The following is a 16,571-nucleotide window of genomic DNA, read 5'->3' on the forward strand; positions in this document are numbered from 1 at the left end:
CTAACCTGTGTCCTCTTTCAGGAGGATGTCTCATGACGACCGTTCGACTATTACCGGTGACGACGGAGCAGGAGTGTCTGCGCTGCTTCGATGTCATGCACGAGCTTCGTCCGCACCTTGCGGCGCCGCAGACATTTGTGAGTCAGGTCATGCGGCAGATGACCATGGGGTATCGGCTGTTGGCCGCGTGGCAGGAAGATCGAGTCGTCGGCCTGGCGGGCTATCGTCCGACCGAGAACCTGCTGTATGGCCGCTTCGTCTATGTCGACGATCTCGTCGTCAGCGGAGACGGTCGAAGCCTCGGGCTGGGCGCGCGTCTGCTGACGGCAGTGCGCGAGGAGGCGAGAAGCATGGCTTGTCATCATCTGGTACTGGATACCGGACTGGGCATGGCGCTGGCGCAGCGCTTCTACTTTCGACAGGGGCTGCTGTCCCGGGGCATGCACTTCGTGGAAACCTTGAGCGTTGAGGAGACAGCATCGTGACGATACGAACGCTGCTCGTGACCGCGAGCCCGCACCGTGACGAGGCTCTGGGGAACCGCCTGGCGCGGAAGGTCGCGTCACGGATGGGAGGAGACCTGCTTGTGCGTGACCTGGTCGCCGAGCCGTTGGCGCCGTTGACGATAGATTATGCCCAGGCGCTGACGCTACGCGAACCTCTGCCGCGCTCGAGCGCGACGTTTGCGTTATCCGAACGCTTGATCGAGGAACTCGAATCCACCGACCGGTTGATTATCGCTACCCCCATGCACAATTTCGGCATCCCCGCGGCGCTCAAGCTCTGGGTCGATTACGTGCTGCGCATTCATCGTACCTTCGCTTCGGCGTCGCAAGGCAAGGTGGGTCTGCTGGCGGACCGGCCGACTCTCGTCATCGTCAGTTCCGGTGGTTTTCATCGAGCCGGTGAGTCGAGACAACCCAATTTCCTCACGCCCCATCTCGAAGCCATTCTGGAGACGCTGGGTATTCGAGCGCCGGAATTTCTGTATCTGGAAGGGCTGGTGATGCGTCATCAGTCGCCCGAGACGATCATCGAGAATGCGGTCTCTGCACTGCGCGATATCTGGTGCTAGCGATAGCATCTCTTCGGCATGAAAAGGCAGAGAAGAGAATCTGCAGAGGAGGGGATTAAACCCTGAAGAGCCCTACGGTACGAATTACATTATGTACTCATGTAACGCTCTATCATCGTCACCGTTCTGTCACGTCCACTCCCCTAATCTGCCAGGATGCCGGCCGTCTCTTAGCTGCAGGCCGATCTTCCTGCCGGGTAATGTCGGAGCGCGAACATGGCGAAATCAGCGGTAGACGATAATTCCTCGGCACTAGGCGGGTTGGGTGGGCCGTCACGGCTGAGTCTTTTCTTCGGTATCTTGCTCATCGCCGTAACTGGCTACTTTCTGGCCTGGGGGCTGGGTTACATCGAGGGTGGTAGCCCGCTGCTGTTCGTGCTCGCGACGCTGTTCGGCGTATTCATGGCGTTCAATATCGGCGGCAACGATGTCGCCAATTCCTTCGGGACCAGCGTCGGCGCTGGCACTCTGACGATCAAGCAGGCCTTGTTCGTTGCAGCGATCTTCGAGGTCAGCGGTGCGGTGATCGCTGGCGGCGAAGTGACCTCGACCATTCGTGGCGGCATCGTCGATCTCGGCGGCATGAACGTGGTGCCGGCGGATTTCGTCTACATCATGATGTCTGCGCTGATCGCGGCGGCGCTGTGGCTGCTCTACGCCTCGCGCAAGGGCTATCCGGTTTCGACCACACACTCCATCGTCGGGGCGATCGTAGGTAGCTCGATAGCTTTGGGTGTGCTGATGAATGGCACCGATTCGGCATTGGCGTTGGTGCAATGGGGACAGATCGGCCAGATCGCGATCTCATGGGTATTGTCGCCGCTGCTGGGTGGCTTGGTTGCCTACCTGCTCTACGCCCAGATCAAAACGCACATCCTCTCCTACAACGAATCTGCCAAGGACGAACTGCAGTCGATTCGCGAGGAAAAACGCGCGCACAAGCGGGAACATAAGGCGCGCTTCGAGCGCCTTTCGGAGATCCAGCAGATCGCTTATACCCACGCCATGGCGCGGGACATGCAGACCGTGAGCGATGGGGACTACGGAACCGAGGATCTAGAGTCCGAGTATTACCGGGACCTGCATCAGATCGACGAGAAGCGCCGCCATGTCCACTCCCATCGCGCACTGGAGAACTGGGTGCCGATGGTAGCGGCACTCGGCGCCATGATCATCTCGGCGATGCTGCTGTTCAAGGGCCTGAAGAACATGCATCTGGGCCTGAGCACTCTCAGCAGCTATCTGATCATGGGGATGATCGGTGCTGCGGTATGGATGGCGACGTTCATTTTTGCCAAGACGCTCAAGAGCGAATCCCTGGATCGTTCCACCTTCCTGATGTTCAGTTGGATGCAGGTCTTCACCGCTTCCGGCTTCGCCTTCAGCCACGGCTCCAACGATATCGCCAACGCCATTGGTCCCTTCGTCGCCATCCTCGACGTGCTGCGCACCGGGGCGATCGGTGACGAGGCCACTATCCCGCCGCTGGCCATGGTGGCCTTCGGCGTCGCCTTGATCGTCGGCCTGTGGTTCATCGGCAAGGAGGTGATCAAGACGGTTGGCGAGAATTTAACCAAGATGCATCCGGCTTCGGGGTTCTCCGCCGAACTGTCTGCCGCCGCCGTGGTCATGCTCGCCTCGATGCTCGGTCTGCCCGTCTCCAGCACGCATATCCTGATCGGTGCCGTGCTCGGCATCGGCATGGTCAACCGCCAGACAAACTGGGCATTGATGAGGCCTATCGCCCTGGCTTGGGTCATCACGCTACCCGCTGCGGCGCTGATGGCAGCGATCGCCTTCCTGATACTGAGAAACGTGTTCTGATCGCGTTCAGCCGACGCCCGGAGTCAAAAAGCTTCGCGCGTCGATTGAGCGCTCAACCCACCCCCAGATAGACCATCAGGCAGGCGCCGGGCAGGTCGGGAATACGCAGCGGCAGGTAGTCGAATTCGCGGCTGGTGCCGTCCGGCATGCGCATCGCCTTGCGGCCACTGGCCAGATCGAGCACATCTTGTTCGGCCCAGAGTTCGCGGAAGGCATCGCTCGCCTCGAGCAGGTCGTCGATCAACCGCCGCATACGTGGATCGTCGGCGTAGCGCGTGGCCTGGCTGCGGAAGATCGACACCAGCGTGCGGGCGGATTTCAGCCAGTCTGCCCGATGCGTCTCGACACGCTTCTGGGTGAAGATCCACCACAACTTGTTACGCGGGTGTTTGTCTCCTGGGCGTTCGATGTTGAACAGCGCGGCGGCGGCACCATTCCACGCGATCACTTCCCAGTAGGCGTCCATCACGTAGACGGGGTCCGGCTCCATCCTGTCCAGCAGACGCTGGAGGATCGGGTTGATCGTCGAGCCGTTATCGATGGCGCGCGGCGGTGCTGGGCGCCCGGCCAGTGCGTAGAGATGCTCGCGCTCGGTTTCGTTCAGCAGCAGCGCCCGGGCAAGGCACGTCAGCGCCTGATCGGAAGGCTGCACGTCGCGCCCTTGTTCGAGTGCGGTATACCAGGCTGAGCCCATACTGGCGCGGATCGCCACTTCTTCGCGACGCAGGCCAGGGGTGCGTCGCCGACGACCGGGCGGTAGCCCCGCCATTTCTGGCGTTACTGCTTCCCGCTTGGCGCGGAGGAAGTCACCTAATGAGGGGGCGGGGGAATTTGATGTGCTCATGGAAAATCTACCTGGCGTGAGATTGCTAAGTCCTAGTTTGCGAAACTTTTATTGCCCAGCCTGAGCCTTCCAAACGTAGGATAAGATCACGGATTTTGTAGGATAGCGAAGGATATTAGGGTTTCCGATAGCGGCGTCAAGTGACGAACCGTTTGACTCCCCGGAGGCTTTTCATGAGACCGGATTCTCGCATCATTCTGATTCTAGGGCTCGGCGGCGATATGGAGTCTGACTTCGTTCAGGCATTGGCCGACGAAAAAGACACCTTGCTGTTGCAAGCCCCCTTTGGCAGTTCTTTCAGCAGCTCTGGTTTCGGCAGCTCTAGCGGCCGTTCCCGCAGTCATTCTGCCGACATTGCGTCCAGCTCTTCTTTCGGCACTGGCCTCGACATGCCATGCAGCTGCGTCATTGGTGCATTGCCCGAATCGAGTACCGCTCTCGATGCGGCCTTGGAAGAAGCTCACTCCTATTTTGCCGGCAGCCCTGCGGTGCAATCTCTGAGGATCGAGGATGTCGGTGCACTGCAGCGGGTGACGGAGGCTATCGGCGAGCGTCACGGCCGTCTGGACGTGCTGATTCTCGGTAGTTGCTTGGGGCTGACAGATAGTCGCGTAGGGTTGACAGATAGTCGCGTGGGGCTTGCGGACTCGACGGGCATGGCCGCTTGGCAGCGACTTGTGCAACCTTACCACTTCGATAGGTTGGCCCCGATCGTCACCTGTTTACCGCTGCTGATGAAGGCGCCAGCCGGCCGAATCATCGATCTGCAAGCAGCGGGCACCGAGCTCGATCTCTCTCCGCTGCTGGCCGGCACGCCGATTGATGTCGAGCGCGTGTCGCTGTCCCCGAGCGCTGTCGACAAGTCTGAAGACGGCTATCACAAAACGGCAGTACGGGACGCGACAGGGCTGACTACGCTGTAAAACGCACGACGCTAAAACCTGGTGCTCTGAATCTAGCGCTCTGAAATCTACCCCTCTGCAATTCATTAGCTCTGTAACGCATTAACGCTGCAAGCCGCATTTCCAAAAAAGCAGGCGCGATTTCCAACTGATGCCTGATGAAGCATACCCAACCGTGACTGAGGCTTGATATGCAATGGACGATCAACGGCCAGGTTCGGAAGGCCGAGGTGGATTTCCGAACGTCACTGCTCGATCTGCTCCGCGAGCAATTCCAGCTCAGTGGCACCAAGGAGGGCTGCAACCAGGGGGCTTGCGGCGCCTGTACCGTGCTGGTCGACGGTGACCGCATCAACGCCTGTCTGGCGCTGGCGGTCCAGTACCAGGGCCGTTCGATCACCACGGTCGAAGGGTTGGCCACAGACACTCATCTGCATCCCGTTCAGGCCGCGTTCATCGAGCACGACGGTTTCCAGTGCGGCTACTGTACGCCGGGTCAGCTCTGTTCGGCGGTCGGCATGATCGGCGAGCTCGAACGTGACCAACCTAGCGCCGTCACGGCCGACCTCTCGGCGAACGAGATCGAGTGGAATCGCGATGAACTTCGCGAGCGGATGAGCGGCAACCTCTGTCGCTGCGGCGCCTACAATGGCATCACGGACGCGATTGCCGCCTCGTTGGCGACGGAGGTGGTGCGATGAAAGCGTTCGATTACCACCAGGCCGTCGATAGCGAACAGGCGGTCGCACAGGCCGTCCGTGTTAGCGGCGCCGAGGACATGGCGAAATATCTGGGTGGTGGGACCAACCTCGTCGATCTGATGCGCGAGACAGTCGAGCGGCCGGATGCGTTGATCGACGTCACCGCGCTCTCCCACGCTATCGACGAGACTCCAGAAGGGGGGCTGCTGATCGGTGCCGCCACCACCAACGCAGAACTCGCGGGTGATATTCGCGTTCGTACCCGCTATCCGATGCTGTCGCGCGCGATCCTGACCGGTGCCAGCGCCCAGATTCGCAACATGGCGACCGTCGGCGGCAATCTGCTACAGCGCACTCGCTGTGCCTACTTCTACGACATGGCGACCCACTGCAACAAGCGCGAGCCGGGCGCGGGCTGCGATGCGCACGAAGGTTTTCATCGCTATCACGCCATCCTCGGTACGTCGTCATCCTGTATGGCCACGCATCCTTCCGACATGGCAGTGGCGCTGGCGGCACTCGAGGCTCGTATTCACCTACGTGGCCCTGACGGTGATCGCCAGTTGCCGCTTACCGAGCTACATCGAGAGCCGGGTGAGCGCCCGGATATCGAGACCGAGCTGCGACCGCAGGAACTGATCGTCGCGATCGAGTTGCCACGGCTGCCGATGGCAGCCCGTTCGGGTTATCGCAAGGTGCGCGACCGGGCCAGCTACGCCTTTGCATTGGTATCAGTGGCTTCGATGGTCGCGCTCGATGGCGGCACGATCCAGGACGTACGACTAGCGCTGGGCGGAGTGGGAACGAAGCCGTGGCGTGCGTATCGGGCAGAGGAGGCGTTGCGTGGCCAACCGGCGACCGAGGCGACACTGGTCACGGCCGTCGACGCCGAGCTGGCGGCCGCCAAGACGCTACCGGACAACGCCTTCAAGGTCGAACTGGCGCGGCGAACGATGATTGCGGAGCTGTCGCGGCGTATCGCGGATGCCCGCAGCGGAGGTGACGCATGAGTGCTCTCGATAAACGACGGTCGGGCGATAACCAGCCCTCGGGCGTCGCCCTGGCCGGCGACTACTGGCGTCCGGACGGTCGTCCGGATCCTCTGAGCGAAAAGGGGCGAATCGGGATCGGTGCGCCACTGTCGCGGGTCGATGGCGTCGAGAAGGTCACCGGCGGTGCGCGCTTTGCCGGCGAGTTCACCTTCGAAGGCATGGTCTACGCCGCGCTGGTCTACAGCACCATCGCCAACGGCCGGATCCTGACTATCGATCGCCAGGAAGCCGAGTCGATGAACGGCGTGGTACGGGTGATGACCCACGAGAACGCGCCGCGGCTCAACCTGCCGCCGGTGTTTCTGATGTCGCCCAACGGTGCCGCCGGCGACGATCATCCGATCATGCAGAACGATCGCGTCCACTGGAACGGCCAGCCGGTCGCGCTGGTGCTGGCCGAAACTCAGGAACAGGCCGATGCGGCTGCCGAGCGCATTCACGTTGATTATCAGGCCGAACCGGCGATGACCGATTTCGAGCTGGCCAAGACTCAGGCCCGTCAACCTGACAACGTGCTTGGCGGCCCGGCGGAGATCACGATCGGCGACGCCGACAAGGCGTTCGAGATGGCCGCGCATCGTGTCGACGCGATCTATCGCACGCCACGCCACAATCACAACGCCATCGAGCCTCATGCGTTGACGCTGGCCTGGGTAAAAGAGGATGGAAGCGAGAAAGAGAGCGAGCGTGATGGCGAAACGCTGCGGATTCATGATGCCTCCCAGTGTGTCGATCTGGCCGTAGCGTCGCTCGCCGAGGTGTTCGGCATCGATGCCGCGAGGATTCATATCACCTCGCCGTTCGTCGGCGGTGGTTTCGGCGGCAAGACGCTGTGGCAGCATCAGATTCTGGCCGCGGCGGCGGCGAAGCTCGTGGGTCGTCCGGTGCGTCTGGCACTGTCGCGCAAGGGGGTTTACCGCGTGGTCGGCGGGCGGACCTGCACCGAACAGCGGGTGGCCCTGGGCGCCGACGCCGATGGCCGGTTGAAGGCGCTCATTCATTCCGGCGTCGTGGCAATGACGCGGCACAACAACCTGCCGGAGCCCTTTTTCCAGGCGACCAAGTGTTTGTACGCGGCCGACCATATCCGGCTGTCGATCGATGTCGCGGACATGCATATGCTGGCCAATACCTTCATGCGCGCCCCGGGCGAATCGGTGGGAACCTTCGCGCTGGAATCGGCACTCGATGAGCTGGCCGAGCAGCTCGGCATGGATCCGCTCGAACTGAGGGCGCGCAACGAACCAGAGCAGGATCCGACCAACGGACTGGCATTCTCGTCGCGTCATCTGCTCGAAGCGGCCCGAGCCGGCGCCGAGCGTTTCGGCTGGGCTAAGCGCCCTATCCAGCCGGGCAGCCAACGCGAAGATGAATGGCAGATCGGGATGGGCTGTGCGACGGCGACCTATCCCTACATGCGCATGCCCGGTGCGGCTGCGCGTATCACGCTAACGGGCGAGGGTGCGACGGTGGATATCGCCGCGCACGAAATGGGCATGGGGACTGCCACAGTGCAGACGCAGATCGCCGCCGCGCGACTGGGCTTGCCCGTCGAACGGATTCAATTCCGCTACGGCGATTCGAAGTTGGCCGGCCGGGTGCTGGCGGGTGGCTCGCAGCAGACGGCGGCGATCGGCGGCGCCGTGATCGCGGCACATCGAGCTCTGGTGATCGAGTTGCTGGCGCTGCTAGGTGAGAATTCGCCTTTGGCCGGGCTGACGCCGGACGACGTCGAATGTCGCGATGGCGGGCTCTGCTCGAGCGTCGATGCCTCACGCTTTGAAACCTACGAGCAGATCCTGGCGCGCGCCGGTCGTCGCGAGCTTTCGGTGGAGACTGACGCCGCCGATTCGGCGGAACTGGCGAATTGGTCGATGCACTCTTTCGGGACCATTTTCTGCGAAGTGGGGGTGAGTGATGTGACCGCCGAGATTCGCGTGCGTCGGTTGCTGGGTTCGTTCGACTGCGGCCGGATTCTCAACGCCAAGACGGCGGCGAGTCAGTTCCGGGGCGGCATGATCATGGGCCTGGGCCTGGCACTAATGGAGGAGACGCTGTTCGATCCCCGCAGCGGCCGGGTGATGAATCCCAGCCTCGCCGACTACCACGTGCCGGTGCAGATGGACGTGCCGGAGATCGATGTGATGTGGACCGATATTCCCGACCCGCACACGCCCATGGGCGCTCATGGTATCGGTGAAATCGGCATCACCGGCGTCGGTGCGGCGGTGGCCAATGCGGTCTACAACGCCTGCGGCAAGCGCGTTCGCGAGCTACCGGTCACGCTGGACAAGCTGCTGTAGCTGGCGGTGGAAGTGAAGGTGGCGATGGTTCTGGAACCGGCTCCGAGTCTGGGGCTTCTCGCGCATGATGGGCGGCATCGTTTTTTCGCGGCGGCTTGTTTATAGCCCAGCGCACTGACAAGGATCACAAGCGTCATGAGAGGAGTCACGCTGGGGGTGTCGCTCTCATGTCTGTCGCTGTCGTTACTGCTGCTGGGTTCGTCGACCGCCGTAGGCCGACGACGATGATCTTCGGGAATCCATCGGTCCGATCGCCGAGTCGCTGAGGCGGCAGCAGGGCATTTCCGGCATCGCCATGTTCCGATCTCCCTCAGGGCGCTCATCGGTGTGTTGAAAGCGCTCCGGAAAGATTGACCGCTGACTCCACCCTTCAGGTAAAACATCAGACGGGCGCCGGGTAGAGCGGGATGCTGATCGGAAGAGCGTCGCAATTCCTGGTTGCTGCCATGACGGGGCTCGTTCGTCAGTCTTCTTTAGTCCTTTTCGTCAGCCCTCCCAATAAGGTGGTTCGCCGAAACTGCGCTTGAGACTATCGACAAGGGCGGTCAACTTGGCCTTCACGGCGCAATCACGGTGATACGCCAGGAAAACTTCCGCCCCTTCCGCCTCAACACCTAAGTCAATTTGCTCTAGCACCCCGCTTTTGAGCTCGTTGTACACGAAGAACGTGGGCAGCAGGGTCAAGCCCAACCCTGCTATCGCGGCGTCGCGCATCACTAAACCATTGTTCACGCGCAGACTTGCGCGCGGGTGAACGACCAGCCAGCCGCCCTCCAGCGCAAATCGCCAATCCGTCTCACGATTGATGTAAAGAATGCCGTTATGGCGATCCAGATCATCGAGTGATGTCGGTCGGCCTTCTCTGATCAGATATTCTGGCGAAGCCACCAGAACGCGACGGCTTGTGGCCAGGCGTTTAGCCACCATGCGGCAGTCAGTTACCGGCCCATGCCGCAGTACGGCATCGAAGCCATCGGCGCCGACTTCGATGAAGCGGTCTTCCAGCACGAGTGAGAGATCGACGTCCGGGTGCTGTGCGAGAAACGCATACAGCGCCGGCCCAAGATGAAGCACGGCGAAACTCACCGGTGCCGATATACGTAAGGAGCCTGCCATGGAAGCCCTGCGGTCAGTCAGTTCGGCCATGGCCTCGTTTGCCTCACCGAGGATGCGCCGTGCGCGAGGCAGAAAGCTTTCCCCATCTACCGTCAGCGACATCCGCCGCGTGGTGCGCTGCAGGAGTCGGGCGCCCAAGGCGCGCTCCAGATCGGCCAGTCGTTCGCTGACCACTGACTTGCTGATGCCGAGTCGTCGTGCCGCGGCGCTCACCGAGCCTTCCTCGACCGCGGCAATGAAGGCAGCAAGACCTTGCAGTTTCATATCGTTCGGCATGACCGTAAGCCAGTTCCGGCCTCAGGCGGCTACTGGGGACTGTGCGCCGGTGCAATACTCGTGTCCATACGCTTTTGCACTCAACGCCGGCCGTCCACCCCCAATGGAGATTCGCTATGCGCAGCCCATTCGTAATGGCAGGTCTGGTCCTCATGGTAATGACTACGATACCGCCAGCCGTCGCCCAGATCGGGTCTTTCCCACCCGCTTTCCAGACGCGGGATATCGTCACCAACGGGGTAACTCTGCATGTCAGGGTTGGCGGTACCGGGCCAGCGGTGATTCTGCTGCATGGCTACGGTGAAACTGGCGATATGTGGGCACCACTTGCCTCTGAACTGGTGCGGGATCACCTCGTGATCGTGCCCGATATACGGGGGTTGGGGCTGTCCGGCAAGCCAGCAACCGGCTACGACAAAAAGACTCAGGGCGAAGATGTGGCGGGGTTGCTTGACGCATTGAAGGTCGACGGTGTTGATGTGATCGCTCACGACATCGGCAATATGGTGGGTTACGCCTTCGTGGCCGAGCATCGCGACCGGGTGCGCCGCTTCGTTCTGATGGATGCGCCTCTTCCGGGAATCGGACCTTGGGACGAGATATTGAAGAGCCCCATGCTTTGGCATTTTCGCTTCGGCGGCCCGGATATGGAGCGACTGGTGGCCGGTCGCGAGCGCATCTATCTCGATCGGTTCTGGAATGAATTTTCGGCAGATCCCCGACGTTTTACCGAAGCGGATCGACGACATTACGCCAAGCTCTATGCATTGCCCGGCGCCATGCATGCAGGGTTCGCTCAATTCGCGGCATTTGACCAGGACGCCAAGGATAACCAGGCCTTTCTTGCGCAGGGTAAGTTGACGATGCCAGTACTCGCGATCGGTGGGGAAAAGTCGTTCGGGTCGACGATGGCGATGGTGATGCGCGTAACGGCTACCAATGTTACCGAGAAGATAATTCCCGATGCAGGCCACTGGCTGATGGAAGAGCAGCCCGCGGCCACGGTCGCGACGGTGCGCACCTTTTTGGATGCCGGCTCCTCATAGGCGCCCACGTTATCGGAGAGATCGGCATCATCGGCGTCGGTGCGGCAGTCGCCAATGCGGTCTACGACGCCTGCAGCAAGCGCGTTCGCGAGCTTCCGGTCAGGCTGGACAAGCTGCTGTAGCCGATCGACGACGGTTTCGGTTTCCTCGGTTTTTGCGCATGATTGGCGGCAACGTTTTCCGCGCCTGACGATGCCCGTCGGCGCGCACTGCCGAGGATCGCAAGCATCATGAAAGGAATCACGTTGGGGGTGTCGTTGTTGCTGCTGGGTTCGTCGACTGCCGTATGGGCGCAGACCGACAACGATGATTTGCGGGAATCCATCGATCCGATCGTCGAGTCGCTGATGCGCCAGCAGAACATTCCCGGTATGGCAGTGGCAGTGATTCGTCCGCAGGGTACGCAGGTTCTGAACTATGGAGTCGCTGATCGCGACGGCGGAACACCGGTCGACGACGACACACTGTTCGAGATCGGCTCGCTCAGCAAGACGTTCACCGCCACGCTGGCATCGCTCGCCGCCGTCGAGGGCAAGCTCGATCTCGAGGCGCCGGTCAGTCGTTATCTGCCGGCGCTCGAGGGCAGCGCGTTCGACGAGATCAGCGGGCTCAATCTGGGCACCCACACCACCGGCGGGTTGCCGCTATTCGTGCCCGACGAAGTGACGGATCGCGATTCGTTGATGCAGTGGTATCGGCAGTGGCAACCCACCGAGTCGATCGGTGAGGTGCGCACCTACTCGAACCTGGGTATCGGACTGCTGGGCGTCGAGGCCGCTGCCAGTCTCGATCAGGCGTTCGTGCCGGCGATGCAGGCTCGCGTGCTGGAACCGCTGGGATTGCAGCACACCTGGTACGACGTCCCCGATGACCAGACGGCCGATTACGCCATGGGCGAAAGCAAGGATGACCAGCCCATTCGCGTGGCGCCGGGCGTGCTCGATGACGAGGCCTACGGCATCAAGACCACCGCCGGCGACCTGGCCAGACTCGTCCAGGCCAATCTCGGTCTGCTTGAGATCAGCGACGACCTGCAGCAGGCGATCGACACCACGCGCCACGGCTATTTCCAGGTCGGCGACATGACCCAGGATCTGATCTGGGAGCAGTATCCGCTGCCCGTCTCGCTCGACACGCTGCTGGCGGGCAACGGCTACGACATGATCCTGAAACCCAACGCAGCCAAGGCGATCGAGCCATCGCTGTCATCGCAAGTTCAGGCGCCGCGGGACGATATCTGGGTCAACAAGACCGGCTCCACCAACGGTTTCGGCGGCTACCTCGTCCTCGTGCCCGGCAAGCAGGTCGGACTGGTGATGCTGGCCAACAAAAACTATCCCAACGATGCGCGTGTGAAGGTGGCTTATCGCATTCTGTCGGGGCTGGGTGTGATCGACGACGGCGCGACGCGATAACCCAATGAATGACGGGCGCCTGTCCGATGATACGGGCGCTCGGCTTGCCACTCGTCGACTCTCGCGGAGTCGCGACATCGAGATCGCGGCGGGGCTCAACGATTCACGTCGATCACGAGCCGGCCACGAACTTGGCCAGCGAGAAGCTGATCGGCGGCCTCGATGGCGTCACTCAGACCGATGTCTCGTGAAATCTCGTCCAGTACGCTGGCGTCGATATCTCGCGCCAGTCTGGCCCAGGCTCGATCCCGCTCTTCCCGTGGTCGGGTGACGCTGTTGATACCCAGCAGGCTGACACCACGCAGAATGAAAGGCGCGACGCTGGCCGGGAAATCCATGCCTTGAGCGAGGCCACAGGCGGCGACCAGTCCATCTGGTTGGATCTGTGCGCAGACGTTGGCCAGGGTATGGCTACCCACGGAATCGATGGCGGCGGCCCAGCGGGCTTTCGCCAGCGGCTTGCCCGGCTCCGACAGACTCTGTCGGTCGATGATCTCGGCGGCGCCCAGGCGCTCGAGGAAGGCCGCTTCTTGCGGCCGTCCGGTGGCGGCGATAACGCGATAGCCACGCTGCGCCAGCAGGGTGATGGCGAAACTGCCGACGCCGCCGTTGGCTCCGGTCACCAGCACATCTCCATGCGCCGGCATCAGGCCGTGTCTTTCCAATGCCAGCACACTGAGCATCGCCGTGTAGCCGGCGGTGCCGATGGCCATGGCCAGGCGGCAATCGAGCATTTCCGGCATTCGCGTCAGCCAGTCGCCGTTAACGCGTGCTCGCTGCGCCAATCCCCCCCAGTGCGCCTCGCCGATGCCCCAGCCATTGAGCAGAACGCGCTCGCCCGCGGTCCACTCAGGATGTTCACTATGCTCGACGACACCGGCAAGATCGATGCCAGGGACCATTGGAAAGTGCCTCACGATCGCCCCCTTGCCGGTAATCGCCAGGGCGTCCTTGTAGTTGAGCGTGCTCCATTCCACGCGAACCTGGACGTCGCCTTCCGGCAGCGACGCTTCATCCAGTTGCGTCAGCGTCGCGCGGCTCTGTTGGTGGGTTTGTTCTACCAAAATGGCATTGAACACAATGAACCTCCTGACACCTGTATGATAATTTGGACCGGTCGTCTGCTAGCGGACAAATCGACATCAACGTGGCAATCGATCGAAGAATTCCTGGCTGAAAAGCGTAAGCGGCTCCGGCCCTTTTACCAGCCGGGCGCGCTGGACGGCGCCTTCCCAGCCCATCCAGAAATAGGCGGCCAGCGACTCACAGTTGGCATCGATGGCCAGTTCGCCGCGAGCCTGAGCCAATTTCAGACAGACGGCAACGCGGCGCTGCCAGTCCTGGAGAATGGCTTCCAACTGTTCGCCGAACCCTGCGGGGAGCAGGGTGACCTCCTGACCCAGATTGCCCACCAGACAGCCGCGACGGTAGTCGTGGCGCGCCATGCCGTCGCGGGCGTCCTGGGTGAACCTGCGCAGCCTCTCGAGAGGGGAAACTTCGGGGTCTAGCAGCCAGCGATCGAGCTTGCGGGCGAAATAAGCGGCGTAGCGCTCGAGCACGGCGCGACCGAAGGCCTCCTTACTATCGAAGTAGTGATAGAAGGAACCCTTGGGCACCCCGACGCGCCTCAACACGCCGTCGATACCGGTCGAGACGAATCCCTGTTCGGTCAGCACTTCGACCCCGCAGCGGATCAGTGCATCTCGAGTATCCAGGTTGTCTCGCGCTGTCTTGGGGGGACGCCCGCGTCGCTTTGGGATGTTTGTGTGTGCTGTCGAGATTGGCATATGAATTAATTTAGACCGGTCGTCTCTTTATCTCAATCTCAATCTCAATTTCCTGCGGTAAAGACATTCGCGCAATGGTGGGGTACAACGCCGTTGACCTCGCGCCCGCCCGTGACAGCGATCCAGAGGGTAGCGGACGTCGTGGCGGTGGGTAGTCGAATCGTCGCGATCAACCCGCGCTGCTGGCGATTGGCGATCGTCAGCTCACCGCCGTGAAAATGAACCACTGAGCGGCTGGCGGCGAGCCCGAGCCCATAGCCACCGGTATGAGGGTTGCGAGAGGGTTCCACTCGGTAGAAAGGATCGAAGAGCCGAGGCAGGTTTTCCGGCGGGACACCGGGGCCCTCGTCTTGAATCGTAACGATGATCGCGTTCTCGGCGAGCCGGAGCTCGACGTCGGCCTGTCCGCCATACTTGATGGCGTTATCGATCAAGTTGGTCAGGGCACGTTTCAGGGCGACCGGCTGCCCCTGGTAGATCAGCGGTCGTGTGTAGCGATAGGTGACCTTGTGGCCCATATCCCGGAAGTCGTCCACGATGCCGTGAAGTAGCTCACCAAGCTCCAGTCGTGTCATCTCTTCTGGCCGGGACTCCAGTCGAAAGTACGCAAGACAAGCCTCCACCATCGCCTGGAGTTCGTCGATGTCGCGAGTGATCTTTTGACGCTGGTCTGCATCGTCGACGAGCTCGCTGCGCAACTTCAGGCGTGTCAGCGGCGCTCTCAGATCATGGGAAATGGCGGAAAACATTGCCACGCGACCCTCCAGCAGTCGCTGAATCTGTGTCTGCATGCCGTTGAAGGCGGCCAGCGCCTCTCGGATCTCCAGCGGTCCCTTGATATCCAGCGGCTGATAGCGGGCGCCAATGCCAAACTGCTCAGCGGCGCGGGCGAAGACCCGCACGGGGCGTGCGACTCGCCGGCCGAAAACCCACGAGATGAGCAGCGTCGACAGCAGCACGAAAAAGGCCGTCAACAGCCATCTTGTGCTCGTATCCAGGCCCCAGAATCGGGCCGGCGTCGAAAACATCAGCCAGGAGCGGTCCTCTAGCCGGATTGCCAGAGCATAGAATCGGCCGATCCTGGCATCAGACTCCGATGACCAGACATCATCATCGGGATCGACCGTCAAAATGGCCGTATCGCGAAAACCCAGCAGCCCGGCGATATCGCGATGAAAGCCCGGATCACTGTCATCGCGATCAGCAGCTTCCATGCTAGCCTCTCGTAAGCCGGGTATCGGCAAATCACCACGATGGGGAAACCACGAAATGCTGATATCGTCGTCGGACAGCTCTCCTGCCAGGAGTGTGCGTTGATTTGGCGGTAGCTGGTTGAGGGTCTTGGCGATGCCGGCGGCCATGGCGATCTGATCGAGTTCGTTGACCGGCGGGTTAGACCAGGTTCCCGAGAATCGTACGAAGACGATATTCATCACCAAGGCGATGAGTATCGCTGCGATGACGTTGGCAACGAACCAGCCATTGATGCTGCCGAAAAAGCGCCGTTTCGAATTCATGACCTGCGAACCACCGGCGTGAAGAGATAACCTGCGTTGCGCACCGTTTTGATGATCTCCGGGCGTCGCGCGTTCGCCTCGATCTTTCGACGTAGCCGACTGATCAGTACGTCGATACTTCTATCGAAAACGTCGTGTGCTGCACCCTTGGTGTAGTCCAGCAATTGATCTCTCGATAACAGCTGCCCTGGATGGTTCATCAAGGTCAGCAGCAACTCGAATTCGCCGCCGGAAATCGGGATCAACGTATTGTCGAGCTGTCTCAACTCGCGGCGAGCGATATCCAGCTTCCACTGTTTGAAATAAAGGCAAGTCGCCGAGCTATCGGCTGGGCCGTCGCGCTTGGGAACACGCCTCAGTATCGCGCGGACCCTGGCAAGCAGTTCCCGGGGATCAAACGGCTTGGTGACGTAGTCGTCTGCCCCGACTTCCAGGCCCACGACGCGCTCTGGCGTTTCGGAAACGGCTGTCAACATGATGACCGGGATATTGGAATGAGAGCGGATACGGCGGCAGAGCGTAATGCCATCTTCTCCGGGCAGCATGATATCGAGGATGATCAGGTCGAATTGACCGGTGGAAAGCTTTTTATCCATTTCTCGGCCGGACGTTGCGACTTGAATGGCAATGCCGTGGCGGTCGAAGAAGCGCGCCATGAGTTCGAGAAGTTCAGTGTCGTCGTCAACGACCAGAATGTGGATCATCGATTTTCT

The 16,571-nt window shown here is 61.2% G+C and carries 15 protein-coding genes; 9 read left to right on the forward strand and 6 right to left on the reverse strand.

Annotation, left to right across the window (positions count from 1 at the left end):
• The first annotated feature begins 32 nt into the window (after positions 1–32).
• The 3 genes from DOM27_RS03765 to DOM27_RS03775 all read left to right on the forward strand — a co-directional run bounded on the left by DOM27_RS03765 (position 33) and on the right by DOM27_RS03775 (position 2,899).
• Positions 33–485 carry a GNAT family N-acetyltransferase gene (locus DOM27_RS03765; protein WP_110654688.1) on the forward strand — a complete coding sequence of 151 codons (453 nt, stop codon included), beginning with the start codon at positions 33–35 and terminating at the stop codon, positions 483–485.
• Positions 482–1,075, forward strand: coding sequence for an FMN-dependent NADH-azoreductase (locus DOM27_RS03770; protein ID WP_157956709.1), 594 nt, complete (start codon positions 482–484; stop codon positions 1,073–1,075). Before DOM27_RS03765 ends, DOM27_RS03770 begins: the two co-directional genes overlap by 4 nt.
• Before the next feature lie 216 nt (positions 1,076–1,291).
• Positions 1,292–2,899 carry an inorganic phosphate transporter gene (locus tag DOM27_RS03775; protein ID WP_110654690.1) on the forward strand — a complete coding sequence of 536 codons (1,608 nt, stop codon included), beginning with the start codon at positions 1,292–1,294 and terminating at the stop codon, positions 2,897–2,899.
• Between the two features lie 52 nt (positions 2,900–2,951).
• Here the strand turns inward: DOM27_RS03775 and DOM27_RS03780 are convergent, their stop codons facing one another.
• Positions 2,952–3,743, reverse strand: coding sequence for a helix-turn-helix transcriptional regulator (locus DOM27_RS03780; protein WP_110654691.1), 792 nt, complete (start codon positions 3,741–3,743; stop codon positions 2,952–2,954).
• A 173-nt stretch (positions 3,744–3,916) separates the two neighbouring features.
• Here DOM27_RS03780 and DOM27_RS03785 point away from each other — a divergent pair, with 173 nt between their 5' ends.
• The 4 genes from DOM27_RS03785 to DOM27_RS03800 all read left to right on the forward strand — a co-directional run bounded on the left by DOM27_RS03785 (position 3,917) and on the right by DOM27_RS03800 (position 8,701).
• Entirely contained in the window at positions 3,917–4,666 is a 750-nt protein-coding gene (locus DOM27_RS03785) for a Rossmann-fold NAD(P)-binding domain-containing protein (protein ID WP_110654692.1), read from the forward strand.
• A gap of 170 nt (positions 4,667–4,836) precedes the next feature.
• On the forward strand, positions 4,837–5,346 hold the full coding sequence (locus DOM27_RS03790) for a 2Fe-2S iron-sulfur cluster-binding protein (RefSeq protein WP_110654693.1): 510 nt from the start codon (positions 4,837–4,839) through the stop codon (positions 5,344–5,346).
• Positions 5,343–6,356: an FAD binding domain-containing protein gene (locus DOM27_RS03795; RefSeq protein WP_110654694.1), complete on the forward strand. Its 1,014-nt coding sequence runs from the start codon at positions 5,343–5,345 to the stop codon at positions 6,354–6,356. The genes DOM27_RS03790 and DOM27_RS03795 overlap by 4 nt, the downstream gene beginning before the upstream one ends.
• Complete coding sequence (locus DOM27_RS03800; protein WP_110654695.1) at positions 6,353–8,701, forward strand: xanthine dehydrogenase family protein molybdopterin-binding subunit; 2,349 nt, start codon at positions 6,353–6,355, stop codon at positions 8,699–8,701. The genes DOM27_RS03795 and DOM27_RS03800 overlap by 4 nt, the downstream gene beginning before the upstream one ends.
• A 486-nt stretch (positions 8,702–9,187) precedes the next feature.
• Here DOM27_RS03800 and DOM27_RS03805 read toward each other — a convergent pair whose 3' ends face one another.
• Positions 9,188–10,093, reverse strand: coding sequence for a LysR family transcriptional regulator (locus DOM27_RS03805; protein ID WP_223162266.1), 906 nt, complete (start codon positions 10,091–10,093; stop codon positions 9,188–9,190).
• A gap of 278 nt (positions 10,094–10,371) precedes the next feature.
• On the opposite strand from DOM27_RS03805, the gene DOM27_RS03810 reads away from it, so the two are divergent.
• Both DOM27_RS03810 and ampC read left to right on the forward strand, forming a co-directional pair.
• Positions 10,372–11,139: an alpha/beta fold hydrolase gene (locus DOM27_RS03810; protein WP_223162267.1), complete on the forward strand. Its 768-nt coding sequence runs from the start codon at positions 10,372–10,374 to the stop codon at positions 11,137–11,139.
• Positions 11,140–11,369: 230 nt separating this feature from the next.
• Positions 11,370–12,554: a class C beta-lactamase gene (ampC, locus tag DOM27_RS03820; protein WP_110654697.1), complete on the forward strand. Its 1,185-nt coding sequence runs from the start codon at positions 11,370–11,372 to the stop codon at positions 12,552–12,554.
• A gap of 95 nt (positions 12,555–12,649) precedes the next feature.
• On the opposite strand, the gene acuI is transcribed toward ampC, so the two are convergent.
• The 4 genes from acuI to DOM27_RS03840 form a co-directional block, all read right to left on the reverse strand.
• Positions 12,650–13,633 carry an acrylyl-CoA reductase (NADPH) gene (gene acuI, locus DOM27_RS03825; protein WP_110654698.1) on the reverse strand — a complete coding sequence of 328 codons (984 nt, stop codon included), beginning with the start codon at positions 13,631–13,633 and terminating at the stop codon, positions 12,650–12,652.
• A 63-nt stretch (positions 13,634–13,696) separates the two neighbouring features.
• Positions 13,697–14,341 carry an acrylate utilization transcriptional regulator AcuR gene (gene acuR / locus DOM27_RS03830; RefSeq protein WP_110654699.1) on the reverse strand — a complete coding sequence of 215 codons (645 nt, stop codon included), beginning with the start codon at positions 14,339–14,341 and terminating at the stop codon, positions 13,697–13,699.
• Positions 14,342–14,385: 44 nt separating this feature from the next.
• On the reverse strand, positions 14,386–15,858 hold the full coding sequence (locus DOM27_RS03835) for a sensor histidine kinase (protein WP_110654700.1): 1,473 nt from the start codon (positions 15,856–15,858) through the stop codon (positions 14,386–14,388).
• Complete coding sequence (locus tag DOM27_RS03840) at positions 15,855–16,562, reverse strand: response regulator (RefSeq protein ID WP_110654701.1); 708 nt, start codon at positions 16,560–16,562, stop codon at positions 15,855–15,857. The genes DOM27_RS03835 and DOM27_RS03840 overlap by 4 nt, the downstream gene beginning before the upstream one ends.
• Positions 16,563–16,571 lie beyond the last annotated feature (9 nt).

The sequence above is a fragment of the Salinicola halimionae genome (assembly GCF_003206065.1).
In the GTDB taxonomy this organism is placed as follows: domain Bacteria; phylum Pseudomonadota; class Gammaproteobacteria; order Pseudomonadales; family Halomonadaceae; genus Salinicola; species Salinicola halimionae.

Bases quoted from the DNA above. Each gene is read 5' to 3' on its own strand.
- DOM27_RS03765 (WP_110654688.1), top strand. From the start codon at position 33: ATGACGACCGTTCGACTATTACCGGTGACGACGGAGCAGGAGTGTCTG.
- DOM27_RS03775 (WP_110654690.1), top strand. From the start codon at position 1,292: ATGGCGAAATCAGCGGTAGACGATAATTCCTCGGCACTAGGCGGGTTG.
- DOM27_RS03780 (WP_110654691.1), bottom strand. From the start codon at position 3,743: ATGAGCACATCAAATTCCCCCGCCCCCTCATTAGGTGACTTCCTCCGC.
- DOM27_RS03785 (WP_110654692.1), top strand. From the start codon at position 3,917: ATGAGACCGGATTCTCGCATCATTCTGATTCTAGGGCTCGGCGGCGAT.
- DOM27_RS03790 (WP_110654693.1), top strand. From the start codon at position 4,837: ATGCAATGGACGATCAACGGCCAGGTTCGGAAGGCCGAGGTGGATTTC.
- DOM27_RS03795 (WP_110654694.1), top strand. From the start codon at position 5,343: ATGAAAGCGTTCGATTACCACCAGGCCGTCGATAGCGAACAGGCGGTC.
- DOM27_RS03800 (WP_110654695.1), top strand. From the start codon at position 6,353: ATGAGTGCTCTCGATAAACGACGGTCGGGCGATAACCAGCCCTCGGGC.
- DOM27_RS03805 (WP_223162266.1), bottom strand. From the start codon at position 10,093: ATGCCGAACGATATGAAACTGCAAGGTCTTGCTGCCTTCATTGCCGCG.
- ampC (WP_110654697.1), top strand. From the start codon at position 11,370: ATGAAAGGAATCACGTTGGGGGTGTCGTTGTTGCTGCTGGGTTCGTCG.
- acuR (WP_110654699.1), bottom strand. From the start codon at position 14,341: ATGCCAATCTCGACAGCACACACAAACATCCCAAAGCGACGCGGGCGT.
- DOM27_RS03835 (WP_110654700.1), bottom strand. From the start codon at position 15,858: ATGAATTCGAAACGGCGCTTTTTCGGCAGCATCAATGGCTGGTTCGTT.
- DOM27_RS03840 (WP_110654701.1), bottom strand. From the start codon at position 16,562: ATGATCCACATTCTGGTCGTTGACGACGACACTGAACTTCTCGAACTC.